This is a genomic window from Campylobacter sp. BCW_6463 (assembly GCF_001762785.1).
In the GTDB taxonomy this organism is placed as follows: domain Bacteria; phylum Campylobacterota; class Campylobacteria; order Campylobacterales; family Campylobacteraceae; genus Campylobacter_D; species Campylobacter_D jejuni.
The window spans coordinates 1-22,637 of the sequence record NZ_MJXL01000013.1; the positions used below are offsets into that span (position 1 = coordinate 1).

Here is a 22,637-nt window from a genome sequence, read left to right on the forward strand (position 1 = left end):
CCATATAAATTTGACCATTAACTTGACCTGTATTTTCAAAGGTGTTAACAGTGATGGTTCCTGTAAAACCTCGATCATGTTCTACAGCTACCTTACCGTTAATAGTTCCTTTATTGGTAAGATTAGCAAGAGTAAGAGTGTTGTTACCACTAGCATGGGCATAGATGATTTTATTGTTATTACCTATACTACCTAAAGTTCCACCTGCTTCAATTATTATGGTATGCACACCTGAATCAGAAATGTTGATTTGATTGTTGATTGAACTACTTACAGTCGTATTAATCCTAGCTTGAGGAGCATAAACACTTGCTGAACTAGCTTTAGTATTTTTACTTATTTCATCATAAGTTTTTATTTCAGGAGTAGGTGCAGCATTTGCACAACTAGCTAAGAAAGAAATAGCAGCCAAAGATAAAACTATCTTTTTAGAATTTAAACAGGATTCTTTACCCTCTCCTATAGGTGTTTTAGTTAATGTGATATTTTTCATAAGAATTTCCTCCCTTTATAATTTGTTCTATATATTATATTTTTTAAAAATAATATAAAATACAAAATAAAACGACAGAATATTAAAATAGTTATACTTAAAATATTATTAAATACTTATTATAATAAAACTATATTGTTTGAATTTATGTTTTATTTAAAGTTAGATTAAGAGTAAATTTTTAGACTTTTATTGTTTTCTGTGTTTAGATTATAATCACTTCATTTTCTAAGTTTATGCCAAATTCTTCAAAGACTTTTTTTCTAGCTAATTCGATAAGAAAAAACGCATCTTCAAAACTTGCATTTTTTTTATTGATTAAAAAATTTGCGTGTTTGTCGCTTAACATAGCATCTCCCTTGCTAAATCCTTTAAGTCCTACAGCTTCGATTAAACGTCCTGCAAAGTCGTTTTTTGGATTTTTAAAGATAGAGCCAAAGCTTGCCCCACTAGGTTGGTTGCTCCTTGCATTTTTTAAAGTTTTATCTTTAAGGGTATCAAAGCCAAAATTTAGTTTAAATTCAGCCCAAAAAAAAGGCATATTTAAAGGACAAAAACGATAATCAAAATTTATATTTTCTCTTAAAATTTCGCCTTGAAAAGTAGCAATTTTGATTAAATTTTGACTAATGCACTCTCCTTTAAGTCCTGCATTCATCTTCAAAAGCCCGCCAAGTGTACCAGGAATTTTGCTTAAATACTCAAAACCCTTAAGATTATTTTCTTTGGCAAAACGATACATTTTGCTTGATTTTGTTTTGCAGCCTATGCGAAGATGTATAAAATCTTTATTTTGATCTAAAATTTGTATAAAATCAAAACTATCTCCTAAAATTCCTATATTTTTAGGTTTTGGGCTAACTAAAAGGTTATTTGCGCCGCCTATTAAAAAACCATCAAAATCACAAATTTGATCCAAAACTAAAACTTCAAATTCATTTCCTATACGCACAGAAGAGTATTTTTTAAAATCAATGATCATTTGATAAAAGTTGGAATTTGATTTAGTATGTTTTCAGTAAAGTCAATCATAGTTGTAGTCATCCAAGGCATTAAAAAGATTAAAACAACTACAACCAAGATGATTTTAGGAACAAAAGAAAGTGTCATTTCGTTAATCTGTGTAGTTGCTTGAAAAATACTGATTACAAGCCCTGCAATAAGCCCTGCTAAAAGCATAGGCAAGGAAAGTAAAAGTGTGATTTTAAAGGTTTGCACTCCAAGAGCAACTAAGGTACTTTCATCCATTTTTATCCTTTTTAAGAATTTCTAACTTCTTCGTATTCGCTAGGGATAAGATAATCATTTACATGTATGATTTTATCATAAAATTTATAATCATATCCTAGTTTAAAAAGCGTATCTACAGCTAAAAGTTGAGTTTGATTCATGCTAATGGAGTTTTTATTGGCGTATAGATTAAGATAAGTATCCAGTTTTTCTTCATCAACACGGATAAGTTTTCTTTCCATAAGCATAGGGGCTAAAATTTTACGATTTGCATCGGCGATTTTTACAGCATTGGTTAAATCCTTTTCGATCTTAATCGCATCGCTTAAAGGCAAAGAGCGACGCAAAGCCATTCCACCTAAAGGCAAAGGTAAATTTTCTTTAGCAAATTCAAGCCATATATCCCAAAGTTCTGCTTCCACGCAAAGACTTTGATCAAATTCTAAAATGCTTTCATGGATCAAAACTCCTGCATCTACTTCACCACTTAAAACTGCATTTTCAATGTCTAAAAAATTCTTATAAATAATTCTAGCTTCAGGATATTTCATACGAAAAATCAAAGCATTGGTGGTATTTGCTCCACTCAAAGCGACTTTAAAATTTCTTTTTAAATGCGTATCTTTTTTCTTGATGAGTTTTGGCCCATAACCTTCGCCAAAACTCACTGCTGTGCGTAAAAGCGCATACTCAGAAGCGATTAAAGGATAAAGCCCAAAAGAAATAGCTGTAGCATCAAATTCATTTTTCAAGGCAAATTCATTTAAAGTTTGTATATCTAAAGCTGTATTTTCATAAGCAAAATCATTCCCCATCCACCCAAATTTAATAGCCATATACATAAAAATATCATCAGCATCAGGAGAATGTGCAATAGTAATTTTTTTCATCTATGCTTCCTTGTAAATCTTTGCTTTAATTCTAGCAAAATAAACCATTATTTAATTTTATTTTGTTAGAATTCTAACTAAAAATTTAGAATTTTTAAGGAAAGTTATGGATGATAATAAAAGAAAATCCCTAGATGCTGCCCTAAAAAGTTTAGATAAAACCTTTGGAAAAGGCACTATCTTAAGACTAGGGGATAAAGAAGTCGAGCAAATCGATAGCATAGGTACAGGTTCAGTTGGGCTTGATCTTGCTTTAGGTATAGGCGGTGTTCCAAAAGGAAGAATCATAGAAATTTATGGGCCTGAAAGTTCAGGTAAAACCACTCTAACTTTACACATTATCGCAGAATGCCAAAAAGCAGGTGGAGTTTGTGCTTTTATCGATGCAGAACATGCGCTTGATGTAAAATATGCTAAAAATTTAGGTGTAAATACAGATGATTTATATGTTTCACAACCTGATTTTGGAGAGCAAGCCTTAGAAATTGTAGAAACTATAGCAAGAAGTGGTGCAGTAGATCTTATCGTAGTAGATAGCGTTGCAGCACTTACCCCAAAAGCAGAAATTGAAGGCGATATGGGTGATCAACATGTAGGACTTCAAGCAAGACTTATGTCTCAAGCTCTAAGAAAACTTACAGGTATAGTTCATAAAATGAATACCACAGTAATTTTCATCAACCAAATTCGTATGAAAATCGGCGCTATGGGTTATGGTACTCCTGAAACCACAACAGGTGGAAATGCGTTAAAATTTTATGCTTCTGTGCGTTTAGATGTTAGAAAAGTAGCAACCTTAAAACAAAACGAAGAACCTATAGGAAACCGCGTTAAAGTAAAAGTAGTTAAAAATAAAGTTGCTCCTCCATTCAGACAAGCTGAATTTGATGTGATGTTTGGAGAGGGTTTAAGCCGTGAAGGTGAGTTGATTGATTACGGTGTAAAACTTGATATCGTAGATAAAAGTGGTGCGTGGTTCTCTTATAAAGATAAAAAACTTGGACAAGGTAGAGAAAACTCAAAAGCTTTCTTAAAAGAAAACCCTGAAATTGCAGATGAAATCACAAAAGCGATTCAAAATTCTATGGGAATAGAAGGTATGTTCAGCGGTAGCGAAGATGACGAAGGAGAAGAATAATGTTAGTAATTGAAGATGTTAGAGCCTATGAAGTTCTTGATAGTAGAGGAAACCCAACCGTAAAAGCTGAAGTTACGCTAAGCGATGGAAGTGTAGGTGCGGCCATAGTTCCAAGTGGTGCAAGTACAGGTTCAAAAGAGGCTTTAGAATTGCGTGATAATGATGAAAGATTTGGCGGAAAAGGCGTTTTAAAAGCTGTTGTAAATGTCAATGAAACCATTGCAGATGAAATTTTAGGGCTAGATGCTTTTAATCAAACTCAACTTGATGATACTTTGCGTGAGCTTGATGGAACAAATAATTACTCAAATTTAGGCGCAAATGCGACTTTAGGCGTGTCTATGGCAACAGCTCGTGCAGCTGCGGCTGCTTTGGGAATGCCTTTGTATCGCTACTTAGGTGGTGCAAATGCAAGCATTTTGCCTGTACCAATGTGTAATATCATAAATGGCGGTGCTCATGCAAACAACAATGTAGATTTTCAAGAATTTATGATCATGCCTTTTGGTTTTACTAGTTTTAAAGAAGCTTTGCGTTCAGTTTGTGAAATTTATGCGATATTAAAAAAAGAACTCGCAAATTCTGGACATTCTACGGCTTTAGGTGATGAAGGCGGTTTTGCTCCAAATTTAGCTAACAACACAGAACCTATCGATCTTTTAATGACTTGTATCAAAAAAGCAGGTTATGAAAATCGTGTAAAAATCGCTCTTGATGTAGCAAGTACAGAATTTTTCAAAGATGGCAAATACCACATGGAAGGCAAGGCTTTTTCAAGCAAGGATTTGATCGAACGCTATGTAGAACTTTGTGCAAAATATCCAATTTGCAGTATCGAAGATGGCTTAGCTGAAAATGACTTTGAAGGTTGGATCAAGCTTACTGAAAAATTGGGCAATAAAATTCAGCTTGTGGGTGATGATTTATTTGTAACCAATGAAGATATTTTAAGAGAAGGCATCATCAAAAAAATGGCAAATGCTGTACTTATCAAGCCAAATCAAATCGGAACTATTACCCAAACTATGAGAACTGTGCGTTTAGCGCAAAGAAATAACTATAAATGTGTGATGAGTCATAGAAGCGGCGAAAGTGAAGATGCTTTTATAGCAGATTTTGCCGTAGCTTTAAATACAGGACAAATCAAAACAGGAGCTCTAGCAAGAGGCGAAAGAACCGCAAAATACAATCGCTTGCTTGAAATTGAACTTGAAAGCGATGAATACTTAGGAGAAAAGCTCTGAGCGATTTACTTAAAGAATACGATGAAAGCACAAGAAAAAAAAGTTTTTATACCCATGTTATAAAAATGATTTTTTGGGCTTTTCTTGTTGTAATTGGAGCGATTTATTTTGGCAATATGTTTTTTGGGCAGTATTCTTTGGATACTTTATTAAGCTTAGAAAATACCAAAGAAGAGCTTAATAAAAAGATTATTTTACTTAAAGAACAAAACGCTAAAGCACAAAAAGATTATTTTGAATTAAAAGGATTATATCCAAATGAAAACTAGAATTTTAGCAATATTTTTTATTTTTACCTCTCTTTTATATTCTGATGAAAATCCTTTCAAGGCAGATCAAAATATAACCTTGGTTGCTCCACCTGAATTTCAAAAAGAGGAAGTTAAATTTAATTCTAGTGCAAGAATTTTAAAAAGCATCACTTTTAATTATATCAATTTAGACGGAAGTGAAGATAAGATTGATTTAGATGTTAATAAAAGTATTGATTGGCACGATACTTATACTATATCAAGATTTAAAAGCCCTGATCCTTCAAAAGTACTCGATGTTTCAGTTACTATACCTGAAAAAAATAGCTCTAAACAAGAATCAAACTCAACAGCCAATGTTGAAATACCTTTACAGGTTGCAAAGATTTATGATTTTATTTCTTACGCGGTTTATAAAAACAAAATAAAACTTAACACTAGTGATGAAATGATCACAGATTTTTCAGTAGGAAATCCGAGCAAAATCGTTATAGATTTTAGGTCTAATTTGATTAGCCCTACAAAAAACATACGCCTTAGCAATTCTATTTTTAAACGCATAGGCTTTGGATCTCATAAAGGATATTATCGACTTGTAATATATCTTGATGGAACTTATAATTATAATATTCAAAAAGATGCAACTGGATATATGATTAATCTGCTTTGATGAGATTTATTTTTTTAATATGTTGTGCTTGTTTAGTTTTTGCTAATGAAATTTTACTTCTTAGCAAATTCGATAAGCAAGATTTTAACTCTAAAGATTTTAATGCTTATTTGATGAGCGAAAAACTTGATGGAGTGCGTGGAATTTGGGATGGGAAATATCTAAAAACTCGCCAAAATTACCAAATAAAAACTCCTGACTTTTTTACAAAAAATTTCCCTCCTTTTGCTATTGATGGTGAGCTTTGGATAGCAAGAAATAAATTTGATGAAATTTCAGCTTTAATTCGTAGTGGCGATAGCAATTTGACCTTATGGAAGGAAGTAACTTATAATATTTTTGATGTGCCAAATGCTTGCGAAGAATTTCAAATTTCTACTTGTACTCTTAAAAATCGTTTGGCTGTTTTAGAAGAGTATTTGCAAAAATATCCTAGTGCCTATATAAAAATTATTCCTCAAATTCCAGTTGAAAATCAAAATAATTTAAATCAATTTTACGAAAGCATTATAAAAAATCAAGGTGAAGGTATTGTCATACGCAAAAATTTAAGTCCTTATGAAAAAGGCAGAAGTAAAAATGCTATGAAATTAAAACCCTATGATGATGCAGAATGTGAGTTGGTAGGATTTCGCAAGGGTAAGGGTAAATTTGAAAATCAAGTAGGTGCCTTACTTTGTAAAATGCCTAATGGACAAATCATTAAAATAGGCAGTGGTTTAAAAGATGAAGATAGAAAAAATCCTCCAAAAATTGGTAGTATTGTGACTTATAAATTTAATGGATTGACCAAAAATTCCTTACCTCGCTTTCCGGTTTTTTTAAGAATAAGAGATGAAAATCCTTGACTTTAAAATTATTTTGTGATAAAATATTTCCTTTTATTTATTCGGGGTGTAGCGCAGTCTGGTTAGCGCACTTGGTTTGGGACCAAGGGGCCGAAGGTTCGAATCCTTTCACCCCGACCATTTTTTATAAATTTATACAAAATGGTGAGTGTAGCTCAGTCGGTTAGAGCATCAGATTGTGGTCCTGAGGGTCGTGGGTTCAATTCCCATCACTCACCCCACTAAGCGCTCGTAGCTCAACTGGATAGAGCAACAGACTTCGGATCTGTAGGTTATGGGTTCGATTCCTATCGGGCGCACCACCAAGATTTTATATGCGTTCATAGCTCAGCTGGATAGAGCAACGGCCTTCTAAGCCGTAGGTCAGAGGTTCGAATCCTCTTGGGCGTACCACTTTAGCGGATGTGGTGAAATTGGCAGACACGCCAGACTTAGGATCTGGTGCAGCAATGCGTGAAGGTTCAAGTCCTTTCATCCGCACCACCATGCTTTGAAGCTACTTTTTAAAATTTTTAAAAAACTTAGGGAGCGGTTTTGGTAGCGGTTTTTTTCTCAAAAATTAATTTTTAACACTCCATATTAAAATAATATAATTTATCATTAATAATCTAAAAAAGAAATTGACTTTTATAAAAATATTTAAAAAAATAAAATAAAAATACATTCTATTTTTTTATATTAAATTGCCAGTTTATTTTCTATTTCTTTTTTTAATAATATAAAATTCACACATTAAGATTTATTTATTTTGTTATGAAGCTTTAAGAATAATTAAACCATAAAATACATATGAATTTTCATAGTGTTAATACTGATAAAATAATGGTTTCTCAGCTTTTTCGGTTTTTTGCTTATAAATACGCTAATTAATCAATAAATGAATGCTATAAAGATTTGATTACAATTAAATGCTGCCAAAGATAAACAAAAACAAGCCTAAAATCAAAATTTACTATAAAGCAATATCAACAATTAAAATCGATTTATGAGCTTGTTTTGTGTTATAATTTATTTTGCATAGATTTTATTAATCAATAGTTTTATTTTTTATAGGTAAAAGAGTTTCAAATATGGATAGAATATTAGAAAATAATTTAGCTAATGCATTTAACGAACTTCAACAAACATTATCTAATTCTTGTTTAGAATTGTATTCTTGCACTACAAACAAACGCCTTCAATTAGTTTTTTCATCTTTACATAATAACATCATAGAGTGTTTTAAAAAAATGAATGAACGTCTTCCATCTACTGAAAAAAGCAATAAACATTATTTGGCCAACTATAGTAGAAAGTTAAAAACCAATATAGAGTTAGCTTTGCACTTACAGAAGGAATTTAAAAACAGTGAGTTATCTTTTGAGATAGATAAATATTATTACAATATTTTTAAACAGTGCTTAGATTTTTTAGAAAATAGTGGAGGTAGCGAGATTCCTTTAGGAATGAAAAAAATAACTATTTATGAAAAAATATCTATATTTGTTTTGTCAAACAAAATAAATATTCCAAACATACTCAGAAGTTGCACTTTAACTCTTATTGGTAGTGGATCTTATGCTAATGTATATAAATATTACGATGATTTTTATCAATGTCATTTTGCATTAAAGAGACTAAATAAGGCTGCCAACGATAAAGAATTTATTAGATTTGTTAAAGAGTATGAAATAATGAGAAGTGTTAACAATCCTTATATTCTAAAAGTATATTCTATGGATGAACAAAAGAAGGAATATATTATGGAATATGCTGATTTCACTTTAGAAAAATATATAAAAAATTATAACCAAAAGCTTTCAAATGGTGAAAGAATTTCCTTAGGTTGTCAAGTGCTTAAAGGGATTGAAATTCTATGGAACAATAATATATTACATAGAGACATTAGTTTTAATAATATCTTACTGAAGCTATATGATTATATTTACCCTGTGATAAAAATTTCTGATTTTGGATTAGCAAAAGAAATTAATAGCGATTTAACAAGTATTGATACAGAAATAAAAGGAAGTTTAAATGATTTTTCTACTTTGAAAATTAAAGGTTTTAATGAGTATAACATTGAAGATGAGCTTTATGCGTTAACTCAAGTCTTGTATTTTATAGCTACAGGTAAAGAGAATGTAAAAAAAGCAAATTGTGACTTTTTAAAAAAAGGAATTGGTGAAGACAAGGAAAACAGATATAAAAAGCTAGAAGACTTAAAAGTGGATTTTATTTCTTTTTTAAAAGCAAGATAACTAGGTTAAACTAGTTATCTTGGACAGTATTAATTAATTCTTGTGCCATTTCAATAACATCTTGTGATTTATTGTGTTTTAAAATATAAACTCCATCTTCATCTTCTTTTTCTAAAACAAAATCACTATTTATATTTTCTACAATAAATTTATCATTTAATTTTAAAAGCCACCCATTTTTATTACATGATGTTATTTCTATTTTATCGGTAATTTTAATATATTCAGATCTTTGTTCATCTTCTATCAAATGGATATTACTTATTTCAGATAATATTTTTACATAAGTATTTACATATTTGCTACCCATTGTTTCACCATACATCTTATCTATATTAAAATTTTCTTCATCATACCAAACAAAATAATTTTTTTCCCTTTTTTCTGTATTGTTAAATATTTTATCTCCATGTTTAATAAAATAATAAACCCAACTGGTATAGTTTATATTACCTTTATTGTTAAGATAATCCAAAATTAACTGTTCTAATATTTCATTTGAATCATAATCTAAAAACTCATCCTTAATAGATTTATATTTTTTAAAGAACTGATAAAATAAGCCAAGGTAGTCTGTGTAATCTTCCATATCATTTTGATTATTCTTGGTTAATAAAATTTCCCATTTATTATCAACACCAAAGTAATATTTTGAACCAGAGCCAGCAAAACCAATATATTTTGCATAGTCTTCTATGGTCAGTAAAGATCTAATAATTAAATGGGTTTTGCTAGTAAAAATTTTAGTAATATTATCACTTGCAAATTTCAATAATTCTTTATCTTCAAATAAAAAGAAAGATAAATCTCCACAGATGTATTTATAATCTTCTAATTGTTGAATGGTGCATTTTAAATTATTGTCATTTTGTATATATTTTGCTTTATATACTTCTTGATCCAATGAATCTTTGCTTATATCTGTATTTGTTAATTTTACTTCATTATTGATTAGGTAGGTGTATATATTTTCTTTTGCATTAACTAAAGACAAATTTAATATATAATATAATTTTTCATAAGATAAAGTAGCAGTATAATCTATTTTACCTTGCTTTAAAGCTCTAATTCTCTGAGTTAAATTTCTTACAATTCTAAGTTTATCTAATAAATTTACAACATTAATATTGCCTTCATTTTCTACAAAATTACTAATAATGATGAATAATAATATTTTTTGCTGTAAATTAATCAGATTACCCTTATCATTATTAATCACTTTTATTAATAAATCTGGATATTTATCAAATAAGGCTAATTTATTTTTTTCAAAATTATCTGAAAGATTTTCCTTGTTAAAATTAGCTATATTTTCTAAGTATTTAATGGCTTTAAAGAAGAAATCAATATTTTCATCATTTAAATATACATTTTCGATCAGTTTGCTAATGTTTTTTTTCATATTTTCAAAATCAATAACTGTTGTTTTTTCTTTATTTTTTACATGAAGCATTTCACTGATAAAATAAAAAAAATTCATAAAAGCGTCATCTATCAAATAGTGTTTATTTTTAAAACCTAATCTCCAAAACAAATCTGTCCACTCGCCATCAATATTTTTTATAAAATACTCTTTGAAGAGATTTTTCTTATTACTAATTAGAAATTTTTCAAATTCTGCTTTAAAAATTTCAAAATCTGTTAATTTTTTACCTCTAGCATTCATTTTTATATACAAATCATCATCTAAATTAAAATTCTCTAGTTTAATAAAATGAAATTTAAGTAATTCTAGTTTATCAAAGAATTCTTCGTTGTTAAATTTTTTATGTATATCATCTATCATTGCTAGCATAGATTTAATAGTAGGATCATTATCCCAAAAATATAAAAACCAACTACTGTTTTTAATTTTTTCAGATAATTTATCACTATCTTCAAAAGTATTAAATTCTTCTTGTATTAATTTTTGACAAAACTCTCTTGAGCTAGCTCTAGTTTCATAAGTAAATTTTTTTAAAAAATCTATTTCTTTATCTTCCTTTTTTCCGGAGTACCAATAAAGTAAAAAAATAGTAGTCAGTCTCTGTTGCCCATCAAGCGGCAAAAAAACATCATTTTTAACACTTCCATAAATAAAATCTAAACACATTTCTTTGTTGTTGTTCAAGTGCACAAGAATATTGTCTAAAAATTTATCCCTAATAATACTAGCCTCAATTCTTCCTTGTGCATAATCTCTCTGTATAATAGGAATTTTAATTTGATATTCCTCAATTAATTCTTTAAAATTGGTAATATTTTTAAGCATTGTTATTCTCCATTTTTTATAAAAACTTTGATTTTTTCTTCAATAGCTTTTAAATACGAATCTTGATCACTACTAGTCCAAAAATAAATATTTTTTGCATCGTCAAAATTTTCACTATAATATTTCATAAACACATTTTTAGTACATAAAGGGATAAATTTTCCAGTTTTTTCATCATCTTTTAATCTATTCCTTTTAATAGCAAATATATGATTGCTAAGCTTGCTATTTGTATCAAGCGAAAGCAAGGTCAAATTAGCTATGCTATGCTTATCTTCGGAACCAAAATATTCAAAAATATTATTAGTTATATCAGCAAATTTTTTATCACCAATTTTTTCATTTGGATTATTAATTACTTTTTTAATTTTATTTAATAATAAATTTGTTTGTTCATTTGAATTATTGAGTAATTTTAAAATATTAATAATATCTTTTACCCATTGTTTTCTTTCATCTTCGTTTTTTATAGTAAATCCGCTTTGAGGATTTATGTGTTCTAAACTCCATTTTTCTGATATATATTTATCAAATGAAAATCTTATATCACTCTCTAAGTATGTAGCTATGTTAAATAGCAATAATATCTTCTTTATCTCATTTTTATCATCTTCATAGCTCATTTCCTTTATTTCGTTTATATTTTTTACTTTTATATGTTTACTAATTTGCTCCTCTATAAATAGCATAAAATCCTCTTTGCTCTTTTTTGAAGATTCTTTATAAAGACTAACTAGTGATTTTTCGCTTTCTTTGTTTTCTAAAACATTTAAATAGCCTATTAAATGATATAACTTATGATTTTCATACCAATATTTAAATGTTAAAAATATTTTTTTAACTTCTAGCCAAATTTCATCTAAAATTTTAAGTTTATTATCGCTTTTAAGTTCATTAGCAAAAAATCTATAGATTGTACAAGGATCTTTATCTGTTGGATTATTATATGCATTATTGTAGTAAGTTTTAAACAAAAGTTCTATTCTTGCTGGATAATCTTCATCGCTAGTTAAAAATCTCCAAAATTCGTTGTTTTGTAAGGCATATTCCATTTCATCCCATTCTTTAGAAATTTCAATTTGTCTTAAATCAACTTCTTCTTTTTTAAAGTTATTGCTATTTAAAAATAAGGCTTTGATTAATTCGGCATTAGTTAATGGAATCTTTCCGCTATTTATTCTTGAGAATACTTCCCTTTCATCTTCATTATCTTCTATTTCATGCCATATAATTCTCACATTTTTTGCTATATTATTTTGCGATGTTAAAATTCTAAAAAATTCTTGCCTTCTGTTGTTATTTTTACTAAACCATTCTTCAATATATTCATAAGCCTCGCTCATATAATAAAAATCAATATTTGATTCTTTTTCATTTGTTTTGTGTTTTTCTTGTATATTTTCTAAAAAATCTTTACTATCTTTTCTAATTTCATATTCTATTTTAAATGATTCATATCTACTATCATCCATATATACTTTAAAATGAGAAAGAATCATATGTATAGTAGTAAGTCTTTGTTGTCCATCAACTAATTTATATTTTTTTTCATCTTGTTCGTATTTTTTTACAATAATCGGCTGTAAACAATAAAAACTGTCTTTCTTATCATCCTCTTTTTCACAAAAATTCCATATATCTTCTAATAAATCTTCAACTTGTGTTTTATCCCATCTGTAACCTCTTTGATAAGATGGAATTACAAAATTTAACCCAAATAAATCATTTATTGATTTAATATCACTCATTATCTTCTCCAGATATTTTATTTTTATTGTTTTTATATTCTTGAGCTAACTCAAAGAGTTTTGAAATTAATTCCTCTTCACTTTTAACAAAGGATTTATCCTCATACCGATTACTAAATCGGAAATCAAAAAAATTATTTTTTTGATATTTTTTAATAACATTTACAAACGATCTAATAAAATTTCCATCAATAGGTTTAAAATTTAATATTCCATTTTTTGGGTCTTCTTTCATACCACATAAACGTAATTCATTTTTAATCTTCGAAATTGAATCAGTATCTTTTTGAGATATTGTAGACAATTCATCTTCTAATTTAATTACCAATTTAGCATTTACCATACAGTAAAATATGATATTAACAAACAAGACTCGCGTATATTCATCTTTTAAATATTCATTATCCAAACCTTCAAAATATTCATTAAAGCAATAAATAATTTTTTTTATCTCGCGTAAATTTATTAATTTTAATTCATCTATTTTATTTTTTATTTTTATATTCGATAAGTATTTTTCCACTTCTTCTTGTGGGAAATTTTCGGTATAAAGTGGATATTTTAATAAACCTTTTAATAATTCTAATTGATCAAAAGGATATGGAGTATAATTATAAGTTACATCCACTATCTTTTCTATATAATTATTAAATTGTTCTTGAGAATTTGTGTTTATTTTTGAACTATTATAAAGTAGAATAACATGACAACCTTTATTTTCTTTAAGCTCAGAAATCAATCCTAAAATATCTTGCACCGGAATTTTATCTGATAATCTTTCAAAATCATCAATACATATAATAGTATTGCCCATATGTTCTTTTCTAAAAAATTTAAATAACAAATCCATATCTATGTTTTTACCAAAAAGTTTAAATGTTCCCTGTATAAGATTTCTTATACCATCTACATTTTTATTTTCTATTGTTAAAAATTGAGATATTAAATCTTTAATAATCTCATTTTCATCTTTTTTTCCAAAAACTGAAGTATATATGGGAGTTATCTTCAGTACTTCTTTTATTTCTTCTTCTATTATTTTATGATACATATAGGATTTACCTACACCCCATTCCCCATCTATTGCTATTGCTATTGCACTTTCGTTTGAGAGAGAATATTGTCTTAATAGATTAACAACTTTATTTTTTAATGTTTCCTTATCTATACCCATCACTCACACTCCATTTTACTAATCTCATTTATCAAATCAACGCTTTTTATAGATAAATCAATGATTTTTAAAAGAAGTTCATAAATGTATTTACCGCCTTGATAATCATTTGGATTGTTTTCTATCAAGCTTTTTTTATCTATGCTTATTTGGTATCTATCGATAATCCAATCAATCGCACTTTTGCCATTGATTTTATATTCAAAAGCTTTGCTAGGTATATTTTTTATAGTGATATTTTGATTATAAAAAATATCATTTCCTAGTTTTTTCATCTTAGTAACTTTATAAAACTCATCATTGCTAATATCAGCTAAAACTCCATCTTTAAATTCTACTTCTTTAAACATTTCATTGTTTTCATAATTTAGGTGTAAAGTGGCTAGTTTTTTACCCAAAACGCTTAAGTTTTTAAAATCTTTACTTATAGGTATTCTTGGGGCTTCTTTTGAAAGTTCAAATTTGTATTTTTCCAAATAACTTTTATGATGAAATATCGCATAGATATAATAAAAAATATCTTCTTTGTTTATAGTTTCATCTTGTAATTGTTTTTTAAATTCATCTAAAGCAAAATCACTTATAGCGTATTCTTTGCTTCCATCTTCTTGATAAAAATAAAGCGAAAAAATTTGAGTGTTGGCCAAAGTTTGATAGTCGGCTATAGAATTTACTATAAAAGATGAAAATTCTTTAGTCACCATTAAGCTTGTTAGTATCAACAAATTCTCATCTGTATTTTTAGGGAAAAATTTTGTTAATTGAGATTGTTCTTCATTCCAAGTTTTTTCCCAGTAAAGATATTCTTTAGTAAAGGGACGATGAGAAATTTCTCTTATATTTTCTTGATTAAATTCTTTAATTTTTTCATTATTTATAAAATCTTTTTTTAAAGCTCTAGTCCAAGCTATTTTAGTATTATCTATGCTTATGTCTTTATCGCTTAACTCTTTATAAAGCTCAGAATTTTTAACATTTTTATTTTTTTCTAAAAAGGCTTGATGATCAAATTTAGCTAAGTCTTCATTATAAGTAGCTATGCATTTTTGCATAGAATTTGCAAGCTTTTCTTTAGAAAAATTATAAACCCAGCTATCGCGCCCAGTTACTACACCTGTGGAATTTATAACAAAAATTCCATATTCATTTTTATCGCTTTTTAAAGGCATTAAATTATCAAAGTCCTCTCCTCTTTGATTGATCCAATCGCCTTTTTCGTTTGGAATTATATTTATAAAAGGCACATTTAATACACTTTTAAAATTTTCTAATTTATCAAGCTTAGTTTGTCTATCTAGATAATCTCCTATATCATAATAATGAATTTTATTTGTTTTAACGCTCGTATCTTTTATAAAAAATACTATAGCCACACTTGCTCTTGAACCACTATCAAATATTTTTCCACCTTCTTTTCTTGAAGTTTCACCTGAAGTTCTTTGATTTCCTCTTAAATTTAAGATATAAATATCGCTAAATTCTTTAGCTACGCATTTTCTAAAGCCATCAGCACTTGTTGCATCTATAAAGCCTCCATTTACCACAAAACCTATAATGCCATTATCTTCTATTTTATCACTTGCCATACGCAAAGCTTGGATTAGTGTATCTCTTGTTGAATTACCAAATTTAGCACTTGCTTCTTTGCCATAAGTATCTTTGACGCGTTTTTCTAAATTTGGGTGAGAAATATTTGCATTATTATCATTTGCACTACTTGCTCCAGCTGAATAAGGAGGATTGCCTATGATAACTTTTATTTTTTCATTGGCTATTAAGTCTTTAATCTTTTTATTTTCTTCTAAATCTTTAAATTCTAAAGCAAATAAACCATTATCTTGTATTTTTTTATCTAAATAATCAAGACTATCAGCTAGGGCTATGTGTTTGAATTTGTCTAAGGCATTTATCCTTTCATTACCCGTTTGAGTGATATTAATAAGCGCTATATAATAAGCAAGTAAGATAATATCTTGAGCAAAAATTCCATTCTCGTATTTGTTTTTGAAATTTTCATCGCTAATTAAATTATTTTCTTTGCTTAATAATCTTGTAATAAAACTTCCTGTGCCTGTGAATGGATCAAAGATTTTTACATTTTCATCGTTAAAATCTGTATTGAAATGTCTTTTTAAAAGCTCATTGACAGAATGAAGTATAAAATCAACCACTTGCATAGGAGTATAAACTATACCTAATTTTTCAGCTTGTTTTTTAAAAGCTGATCTAAAGAAGGTATCGTATAAATTTTTAATAAGTTCTTGTTTGCTTTTTTGACTTTTTGCTAATTTTACACTTTCTTCTACGCTTTTATAAAGGGCTTTTAAAGATTTAGTTTCTTCCATCTCTAAGCCAAAAGTATTTAGCTTTTGATTTACTTCATCAAGAGCTTTTCCTATAGGATTATCATCCATATTTTTATCAAATAAAATATCAAATATAGGTTTAGTTATAATATGAGAGCATATCATATCTATGGCTTCATCTTCTTTGATATTTGGGTGAATGTTTTCTTTTAAGGAGGTTAAAAATTCTTCTAAAATTTCAGGGTGTTCTTTAAAAATAGCATTTAATCTAATGTTTAATTTTTCTACTATTTTGGCTGTTTTTGCACTAAAGCTTTGCCAATAACCTTTATCGCCAAGTTTAGTTGGTATGGCATTATATAGAGTATTTGCAAGTTCGCTCAGAGTAAAGCTATCAAACAAGCTTGGCTCATAGCTTTTATCTGTATTATTTGATGAATTATCATCTCCTACATAATCAGCTACTGCTATTTTAATCTTTTCCTTAAATACAGCTTCATCCACCAAAGTATCATCGTGGCTTCTTAGAGCTTTTAATATATTCCATATATTTAAAAAATTGGTATTTTTTATAGCTTCATCTAAATTTGAAAGCTCGTTTTCGCTTAATGCTAAAGGCAGTATGATATAGCCTGTTTTTTTATTTGGAGCTTTTCTCATTACCCTACCTACTGATTGGATTATATCCACCATAGAATTTCTTCCATCAAAAAATACTACACTATCTAAAGCAGGCACATCCACACCTTCGCTTAAGCATCTTGCATTGCTTAATATATTACAAGTATTTTCTTTTGGAGAGTTAAGATTGTTTAATTTATTTAATCTTACATTGGAGTTCATAGTTCCATCAACATGATCTATGCTTATATTAAGATTTTTAAAAGAATCTTTTTTCAATGCTTCATCATAACATTGCATAATGATTTTAAAAGAATTGCTTATATTTTTTGAATCTCTTATGCTTTTACAAAAATTTATTACTCTTCTTGAAAGATTACTATCCATTTCTTCTAAAAAGTCATTATCTATTTGGTTATTTTCATCAAGAGCAACTAAATCATTTCTTGCTAAACCTTTATGCGTACCTATGATTTTAGATACAAAATCAATATCTACATATTTTTCATCTACATTTTTCTCATCTTTTAATTTTGCTATGGCTGTATTTGCTATATTTGCAATGCCTTCTTGTTTGATGGCTAAAATGATAACTTTATAATCAGTAAGCAAGTCTTTTTCAACTGCTTCTCTAAAATTAATACTATAAATTTCATTTCCAAAAATTTCTTCATCATCCATGGAAAATACTTCATTATCATTTTCTAAAGCTTTGCTTTTTTGAGAACTAGAATAAATCTTTGGAGTAGCACTCATATAAATTCTTTTTTTAGCATTGATATTTTCATTGCTATGGCATAGAGTAAAGGTATTTAATTTATCTTTTTCTTTACCTGAATACAGATTTCCTACGCTTCTGTGAGCTTCATCGCAAATGATTAGATCAATTTCATCTAGATCGTTTTGTTTTTGAGCTTGCATGATTTTTTCAACACTTTGATAAGTAGAAAAGATGATAAATCTTTTGTTGTCTTTTTTAGCTATATCATAAGCCTTTTTAATGCTTTGAGTATCAGTAGAAGCAGGAATAGGCAATTCTAAAATATCTATATCATCTTCAACGCTTTTACCTGATTTACTATCTGAACACACAATAGAAGCAACAAAATCATCTGTCTTTTCTTTACAATATTCTCTAAATGTTTGCCCTACTAAAGCTATACTAGGAGCTAAAAATAAAACAATAGAATTTTTAGGAGTAATTTCTTCTATAATTTTTAATGAGGTAAAAGTTTTACCTGTACCGCATGCCATGATGAGCTTGCCTCTTGTGTTGTTTTTGTTTGCAAAATATTCTTTGGTGTTATTTATGGCTTGTATTTGATGTTCTCTTGGTTTTTTCTTTGCAATAATTGGCAATTCTAAAGAATTGTTTGGATCAAATTTATCCCAACTGATGTTTGAATTTAAAAAATCTTCTAGTGTGATTAATTCTATAGGTATATTTTTTGAAATTTGTTCTATCTCTTTTTTAGCGTTTTGAGTAAGATCGCTAGTGCTTATGATAATACCTTTGCTAAATTTAATCTCCCCTACTCCACTTTGTAATTTAGTAAAATAAGTGCTTAAATCTTTTAAATCTACTTTTGAGCTTTCATAAAATTTACATTGTACTGCAATATAATCATCATCTTTTGTTTGAATGATTAAATCTATACCACAATCTTGCCCATTTTTTTTATCCCATTCATCCCAAAGATAAATATTTTTATAAATATTTGCTGTATCTTTTTCTTTTAAAAGATGTTTTGAAAGTTTTTCAAACATAGATCCCTTCGATCTAGTGTTTAAATTTGCTTTTTTTAATTTTTCTAAGATGATTTCAAAAGTAGTTTCGTTTGCACTCATAGAAAACCTTTATTTAAAAATACATCATAAATATATCAAAAATAGACTTTATAGCTTATAAATGCATAAAAATTTTATGTTTTAATTTTATATAATTATAAATAGATATTATACCTACCAGAAAGCTTATAAAATCAGTAGTATTTTCTTATAGGGAATATCTTCTTTTATAGTGTTTATACTTTAGTTTTCTTCGAAGCCATAATTATTATAATTAAATTCAAAGAACTTCATAATAACTTATTTTATTCTTAATAGTATTTCAAAATATTTTTAATTAAATCATTTAAGAAGAAATATATTTTTGTGGATTTAGTTTTTTATATGCTCATGAAAGTAAAATACTGAAATTTGCTAAGTTATTCATTGTTTTACCTTGATCAAAAATGTATTTTTATTAATTTATTTTCATATCCTTAATTCTTTATGTTATAAAAATTATTAAAATAGGCTTTAAAATTATGTATTTTAAATATAAACATATTTTATGTTTATATTAACTATCAATGCTTTATAATAACATAAAAGGAAAATATTATGTTAAGAAAAATAGAAATATCTGGTTTGTATTCTTTTGGAATAGAAACACAAATTGTTGATTTTACAGCAAAACCAAAAAGTAAGTTGAAAAATACAAAATATGAGTATAATTTTAATTTATCGCAAGTTGGGAAACCTATGAAATCAGCAGTATTTTTCGGGAAAAATACTAGTGGAAAAACAAATTTTTTTATAGGTGTTAAAATTTTACTAAATATAATTAAGTATGGTTTTTCTCATACACTAAGAGAGCATTTAGTAGACAATGCTTTTAATAAAAATTCAAATTCTGTAAAATTAAATATTGAACTGTCTGATAATAGTAAAAATATTTTTGCCTATTCTATAGAGTTTAATAAAGAATATGTTCTGAAAGAAACTTTTTTGAAAAATAATAAAATTATATACAAATTCGAAAATGAGAGGGCTACTTTTGATATTTATAGCAAAAAAGAAAATGAACAGCTAGGGATGTTCTTTTCAAGAAAGCTTAGTGAAAATATTTTTTATTTCTTAAAAGATTTTGAAATAGAGCAAAAAGAAATATTTATAAATCTTATAAACAATATTGAAGTTTATATGAATAGTAACTATTCAAAAAAATACAATTTTGAATTTGAAGAAAATAAAAAGCAATATTTTTTAGAACATAAAGAAAGCATTTTGGAGGTTTTTCAATTATTGGATAAAACCATAAAAGATTTTGAGTTTAAAAAGTATAAAAAAGATGAAAAAAATATATATGAAATCTTTTTTATACGCAATGGAAAGAAATTTAATTATCAAATAGAATCAGAAGGTATTAAAAAAATAGTATATTTTGCAGATAAAATAACCCAAATTATCAAGGAAGGAAAAATTATTTTTATTGACGAATTAGATTCTTCAATAAGTACCTTAGCTTTAATACTTATATTTAACAATCTTATCAATACAGAAGAAAATCATAATGGACAATTAATTGTTTCATCTCATAATGTTTTATTGTTTGATGTAAGTTTTTTAAATTCTCAACAAATATTTTTAATTCAAAAAGATCAACACCTAGAGAGCAAGATAAGAACTTACTATGATTATGATATTAGAAGCGAAAAGAAAAAAGCATATATTGATTATTTGAAAGGGCTTTATGATGAATAAAAAAACAAAGCCCAGTATACAGATTTGGTGCGAAGGTAAAACAGAAGAAGATTATTTTAATTCTCTTTTTAAATATCTAAATTATGATAATGTTAAAATAGATGTAAAAAATTTAAAAAATAATAATTCATATAAAAACATTCTTTATAAAATAGAAAAAGCACCTTATGTTGATAAGCTTATTATTGTAATGGATCTAGATAGAGCAAAAAGTGATACTAGCGAGTTGAAAATTTTAGAAAAACTTATAAAACATATAAAAAATTCAAAAGACAAGCATTTATTTCTTACTCTTGGTGATTTTGAAGATTGGCTTAGATTTCATTTTGTAGATAATAGTAAAAATAGCAAAACAAATTTTTATAAAAAATTAGGATATAGCGATAGTAAGAATTTTAAATCATCTACTAACGATTTGTATTCTCAAATATTAAGCAAAGGTGGATGTATAGAAAATGCTGAAAAGTATTTTTGTAATATCGCAGTTTTTTGCAATAAGCGGTGCGAGATTAACAAAAATTCACTAAATAATCAAACTCAAAGTAATTTATATTATTTTAGAAGATTATTAGAACAATATAATGGTGCTTAAATTATATTATAAAGAAATTCTACTTTTTTCTTTGATATTGTGATTATATACAGATAAATCAATAATATCTAAAATTGGTTTCTAGCTAAGACTAAATATTTATGAGTAAAATTATTTTTTGTTATATTTTACAATTTTGACTGAAATTATATAATTAATCCTCCTCTAAGCCATCATTAATTCCTGCTTCTGCAAGTTCAAGTTGTTCTTTTTGATACACTTTATCATCTTTAAAGGCTTCAAAACTTTTTTCCCATAAAACCTTTCTTTGCTCTATATATTCTTGATCTTTACACATATTAATCCTTTTTATTTATCAGGTTTAAAACCACTATCTAAAATTATTTTTGTCATTGCACCTTTAAGTTTATCAAAACGATTTAAAGCTTGCATATTACTAACTCTATTATCATCTTTTTTATAAAACACTTTAAAAACTTCATCACTTTGTTTGTGTTTTACCATATCATCTAAAGTAGGACTATCTATGAATTCATATTCTTTGGTAAAATCTTCATTTAAAACATCGAATAAATCTTGTTTATAAGCATTTGATGAATGGGGATCGCAAGAATGAACATCAATAATATAATCTTGTATATTTTTTTGCATAGCAAATCCTTTAAAAAATAGTATAAATTTTTATTTTTAGAATGACTTAAAATCTTTTTTAATTTTTATAAATATTAAGGATATTATTTTTTTATATTATGTTGATGATCTTTTTTATCAAAGTCATAAAATGTAACAAATATGGCTACGGCTATTGCAAAAGCTAAAATAATATATTGTCCTAATGAATGAGATAAATCCATATTGTTTACTTTGTAATATGTTATTTTAACATATAAATTATAACAAAAAAGAAAAAAAATAAAATGAAAATAATAAGAAATTGATTTTTTATTATTTATTATGATAATCTTATTTGAGTACTTTTAAAAAGCTTAGAGTATAAAGTGTTGTGATGTAGCTTTTAAAAAGAAGAATAAAAACAAAGAAGCAGAAAACGCCCTTATAAAAATTATTAATTATATTCACTAACCATAGATGTAATAAAAAATATTGAGTAAAATATAATCAAAACAAATTTCTATTTATTTTTATAAAAACTGCATTTTTAAATTTGCTATGTTATAATTAAAAAAAGGTTGTATAAATATGAAAAATTATTATATTTCAGAAGGTGTAAAAGCTTTATTTTCTATCTATTTTAAAGATCAAACTGAAGAAAATTTCATTAAAGCTCTTAACGAATTTGCTAAAGAAAGCCAAATAAATTCTCAAGAAATAAAAGACAAATCTTTTAGAGAATTTAAAGAAGCCATTTCTAAATTACCAACTATAGATCTTTTGAATACTAGATTTGATAAGCTTGAATATTCAATAGGTGCTAAACTTGATAAGCTTGAA

18 protein-coding genes, 5 tRNA genes and 1 pseudogene are annotated in these 22,637 nt (G+C 27.1%); 14 read left to right on the forward strand and 10 right to left on the reverse strand.

Annotation, left to right across the window (positions count from 1 at the left end):
* The 4 genes and pseudogenes from AJ884_RS01445 to AJ884_RS01460 all read right to left on the reverse strand — a co-directional run.
* Positions 1-493: pseudogene (locus AJ884_RS01445) on the reverse strand (hypothetical protein); the annotation flags it as partial.
* Between the two features lie 205 nt (positions 494-698).
* A complete protein-coding gene (locus tag AJ884_RS01450; RefSeq protein WP_070261517.1) occupies positions 699-1,475 on the reverse strand; it encodes a UDP-N-acetylmuramate dehydrogenase in 777 nt (258 codons plus the stop codon).
* Positions 1,472-1,741: a flagellar biosynthesis protein FliQ gene (gene fliQ / locus AJ884_RS01455; protein ID WP_070261516.1), complete on the reverse strand. Its 270-nt coding sequence runs from the start codon at positions 1,739-1,741 to the stop codon at positions 1,472-1,474. Before fliQ ends, AJ884_RS01450 begins: the two co-directional genes overlap by 4 nt.
* A gap of 11 nt (positions 1,742-1,752) precedes the next feature.
* Positions 1,753-2,613, reverse strand: a complete 861-nt coding sequence (locus AJ884_RS01460) for a menaquinone biosynthesis family protein (RefSeq protein ID WP_070274047.1) — start codon at positions 2,611-2,613, stop codon at positions 1,753-1,755.
* Positions 2,614-2,719: 106 nt separating this feature from the next.
* On the opposite strand from AJ884_RS01460, the gene recA reads away from it, so the two are divergent.
* From recA to AJ884_RS01515, 11 genes are all read left to right on the forward strand, one after another.
* Positions 2,720-3,751, forward strand: a complete 1,032-nt coding sequence (gene recA, locus AJ884_RS01465) for a recombinase RecA (protein WP_002862302.1) — start codon at positions 2,720-2,722, stop codon at positions 3,749-3,751.
* Positions 3,751-4,995, forward strand: coding sequence for a phosphopyruvate hydratase (gene eno, locus AJ884_RS01470; RefSeq protein WP_070286359.1), 1,245 nt, complete (start codon positions 3,751-3,753; stop codon positions 4,993-4,995). Before recA ends, eno begins: the two co-directional genes overlap by 1 nt.
* A 65-nt stretch (positions 4,996-5,060) precedes the next feature.
* Positions 5,061-5,264, forward strand: a complete 204-nt coding sequence (locus AJ884_RS01475; protein ID WP_002839177.1) for a hypothetical protein — start codon at positions 5,061-5,063, stop codon at positions 5,262-5,264.
* Complete coding sequence (gene cgpA, locus AJ884_RS01480) at positions 5,254-5,916, forward strand: glycoprotein CgpA (protein ID WP_070277998.1); 663 nt, start codon at positions 5,254-5,256, stop codon at positions 5,914-5,916. Before AJ884_RS01475 ends, cgpA begins: the two co-directional genes overlap by 11 nt.
* Complete coding sequence (locus AJ884_RS01485) at positions 5,916-6,764, forward strand: DNA ligase (RefSeq protein ID WP_070261512.1); 849 nt, start codon at positions 5,916-5,918, stop codon at positions 6,762-6,764. The genes cgpA and AJ884_RS01485 overlap by 1 nt, the downstream gene beginning before the upstream one ends.
* Positions 6,765-6,806: 42 nt before the next feature.
* Positions 6,807-6,884 (forward strand) — tRNA-Pro (locus AJ884_RS01490).
* Between the two features lie 24 nt (positions 6,885-6,908).
* Positions 6,909-6,985: transfer RNA gene (locus AJ884_RS01495), tRNA-His, on the forward strand.
* 4 nt (positions 6,986-6,989) lie between these two features.
* Positions 6,990-7,066 (forward strand) — tRNA-Arg (locus AJ884_RS01500).
* Positions 7,067-7,080: 14 nt separating this feature from the next.
* Positions 7,081-7,157 (forward strand) — tRNA-Arg (locus AJ884_RS01505).
* Between the two features lie 5 nt (positions 7,158-7,162).
* Positions 7,163-7,247: transfer RNA gene (locus AJ884_RS01510), tRNA-Leu, on the forward strand.
* A gap of 587 nt (positions 7,248-7,834) precedes the next feature.
* Complete coding sequence (locus tag AJ884_RS01515) at positions 7,835-9,004, forward strand: protein kinase family protein (RefSeq protein WP_070286360.1); 1,170 nt, start codon at positions 7,835-7,837, stop codon at positions 9,002-9,004.
* Between the two features lie 10 nt (positions 9,005-9,014).
* Here the strand turns inward: AJ884_RS01515 and AJ884_RS01520 are convergent, their stop codons facing one another.
* Genes AJ884_RS01520 through AJ884_RS01535 form a run of 4 tightly spaced genes read right to left on the reverse strand, consistent with a single transcriptional unit; the run spans position 9,015 to position 18,952 of the window.
* Positions 9,015-11,255 (reverse strand): DUF262 domain-containing protein, encoded by a 2,241-nt coding sequence (locus AJ884_RS01520; RefSeq protein ID WP_002807248.1) that lies wholly within the window; start codon positions 11,253-11,255, stop codon positions 9,015-9,017.
* A gap of 2 nt (positions 11,256-11,257) precedes the next feature.
* Positions 11,258-13,003, reverse strand: a complete 1,746-nt coding sequence (locus tag AJ884_RS01525) for a DUF262 domain-containing protein (protein WP_002807246.1) — start codon at positions 13,001-13,003, stop codon at positions 11,258-11,260.
* The gene (locus AJ884_RS01530) at positions 12,996-14,177 is read right to left on the reverse strand and encodes a P-loop NTPase fold protein (RefSeq protein ID WP_002920498.1); all 1,182 of its coding nucleotides are present in this window, start codon (positions 14,175-14,177) and stop codon (positions 12,996-12,998) included. Before AJ884_RS01530 ends, AJ884_RS01525 begins: the two co-directional genes overlap by 8 nt.
* The gene (locus AJ884_RS01535) at positions 14,177-18,952 is read right to left on the reverse strand and encodes a type ISP restriction/modification enzyme (RefSeq protein WP_002807242.1); all 4,776 of its coding nucleotides are present in this window, start codon (positions 18,950-18,952) and stop codon (positions 14,177-14,179) included. The genes AJ884_RS01530 and AJ884_RS01535 overlap by 1 nt, the downstream gene beginning before the upstream one ends.
* Positions 18,953-19,489: 537 nt before the next feature.
* Between AJ884_RS01535 and AJ884_RS01540 the strand changes: the two genes are divergently transcribed.
* Complete coding sequence (locus AJ884_RS01540) at positions 19,490-20,632, forward strand: AAA family ATPase (protein ID WP_002807240.1); 1,143 nt, start codon at positions 19,490-19,492, stop codon at positions 20,630-20,632.
* Positions 20,625-21,224 carry an RloB domain-containing protein gene (locus AJ884_RS01545; protein WP_002807234.1) on the forward strand — a complete coding sequence of 200 codons (600 nt, stop codon included), beginning with the start codon at positions 20,625-20,627 and terminating at the stop codon, positions 21,222-21,224. Before AJ884_RS01540 ends, AJ884_RS01545 begins: the two co-directional genes overlap by 8 nt.
* 154 nt (positions 21,225-21,378) lie before the next feature.
* Here AJ884_RS01545 and AJ884_RS09850 read toward each other — a convergent pair whose 3' ends face one another.
* The gene (locus AJ884_RS09850; protein ID WP_002807233.1) at positions 21,379-21,522 is read right to left on the reverse strand and encodes a hypothetical protein; all 144 of its coding nucleotides are present in this window, start codon (positions 21,520-21,522) and stop codon (positions 21,379-21,381) included.
* Between the two features lie 11 nt (positions 21,523-21,533).
* Positions 21,534-21,836 carry a hypothetical protein gene (locus AJ884_RS01550; protein ID WP_070286361.1) on the reverse strand — a complete coding sequence of 101 codons (303 nt, stop codon included), beginning with the start codon at positions 21,834-21,836 and terminating at the stop codon, positions 21,534-21,536.
* Between the two features lie 549 nt (positions 21,837-22,385).
* Between AJ884_RS01550 and AJ884_RS01555 the strand changes: the two genes are divergently transcribed.
* The coding region (locus AJ884_RS01555) for a hypothetical protein (RefSeq protein ID WP_070286362.1) at positions 22,386-22,637 on the forward strand (252 nt) is incomplete at its 3' end.

Bases quoted from the DNA above. Each gene is read 5' to 3' on its own strand.
- AJ884_RS01525 (WP_002807246.1), bottom strand. From the start codon at position 13,003: ATGAGTGATATTAAATCAATAAATGATTTATTTGGGTTAAATTTTGTA.
- cgpA (WP_070277998.1), top strand. From the start codon at position 5,254: ATGAAAACTAGAATTTTAGCAATATTTTTTATTTTTACCTCTCTTTTA.
- AJ884_RS01540 (WP_002807240.1), top strand. From the start codon at position 19,490: ATGTTAAGAAAAATAGAAATATCTGGTTTGTATTCTTTTGGAATAGAA.
- AJ884_RS01450 (WP_070261517.1), bottom strand. From the start codon at position 1,475: ATGATCATTGATTTTAAAAAATACTCTTCTGTGCGTATAGGAAATGAA.
- AJ884_RS01515 (WP_070286360.1), top strand. From the start codon at position 7,835: ATGGATAGAATATTAGAAAATAATTTAGCTAATGCATTTAACGAACTT.
- AJ884_RS01530 (WP_002920498.1), bottom strand. From the start codon at position 14,177: ATGGGTATAGATAAGGAAACATTAAAAAATAAAGTTGTTAATCTATTA.
- eno (WP_070286359.1), top strand. From the start codon at position 3,751: ATGTTAGTAATTGAAGATGTTAGAGCCTATGAAGTTCTTGATAGTAGA.
- AJ884_RS09850 (WP_002807233.1), bottom strand. From the start codon at position 21,522: ATGTGTAAAGATCAAGAATATATAGAGCAAAGAAAGGTTTTATGGGAA.
- AJ884_RS01460 (WP_070274047.1), bottom strand. From the start codon at position 2,613: ATGAAAAAAATTACTATTGCACATTCTCCTGATGCTGATGATATTTTT.
- AJ884_RS01535 (WP_002807242.1), bottom strand. From the start codon at position 18,952: ATGAGTGCAAACGAAACTACTTTTGAAATCATCTTAGAAAAATTAAAA.
- AJ884_RS01545 (WP_002807234.1), top strand. From the start codon at position 20,625: ATGAATAAAAAAACAAAGCCCAGTATACAGATTTGGTGCGAAGGTAAA.
- AJ884_RS01520 (WP_002807248.1), bottom strand. From the start codon at position 11,255: ATGCTTAAAAATATTACCAATTTTAAAGAATTAATTGAGGAATATCAA.
- AJ884_RS01475 (WP_002839177.1), top strand. From the start codon at position 5,061: ATGATTTTTTGGGCTTTTCTTGTTGTAATTGGAGCGATTTATTTTGGC.
- recA (WP_002862302.1), top strand. From the start codon at position 2,720: ATGGATGATAATAAAAGAAAATCCCTAGATGCTGCCCTAAAAAGTTTA.
- AJ884_RS01550 (WP_070286361.1), bottom strand. From the start codon at position 21,836: ATGCAAAAAAATATACAAGATTATATTATTGATGTTCATTCTTGCGAT.
- fliQ (WP_070261516.1), bottom strand. From the start codon at position 1,741: ATGGATGAAAGTACCTTAGTTGCTCTTGGAGTGCAAACCTTTAAAATC.
- AJ884_RS01485 (WP_070261512.1), top strand. From the start codon at position 5,916: ATGAGATTTATTTTTTTAATATGTTGTGCTTGTTTAGTTTTTGCTAAT.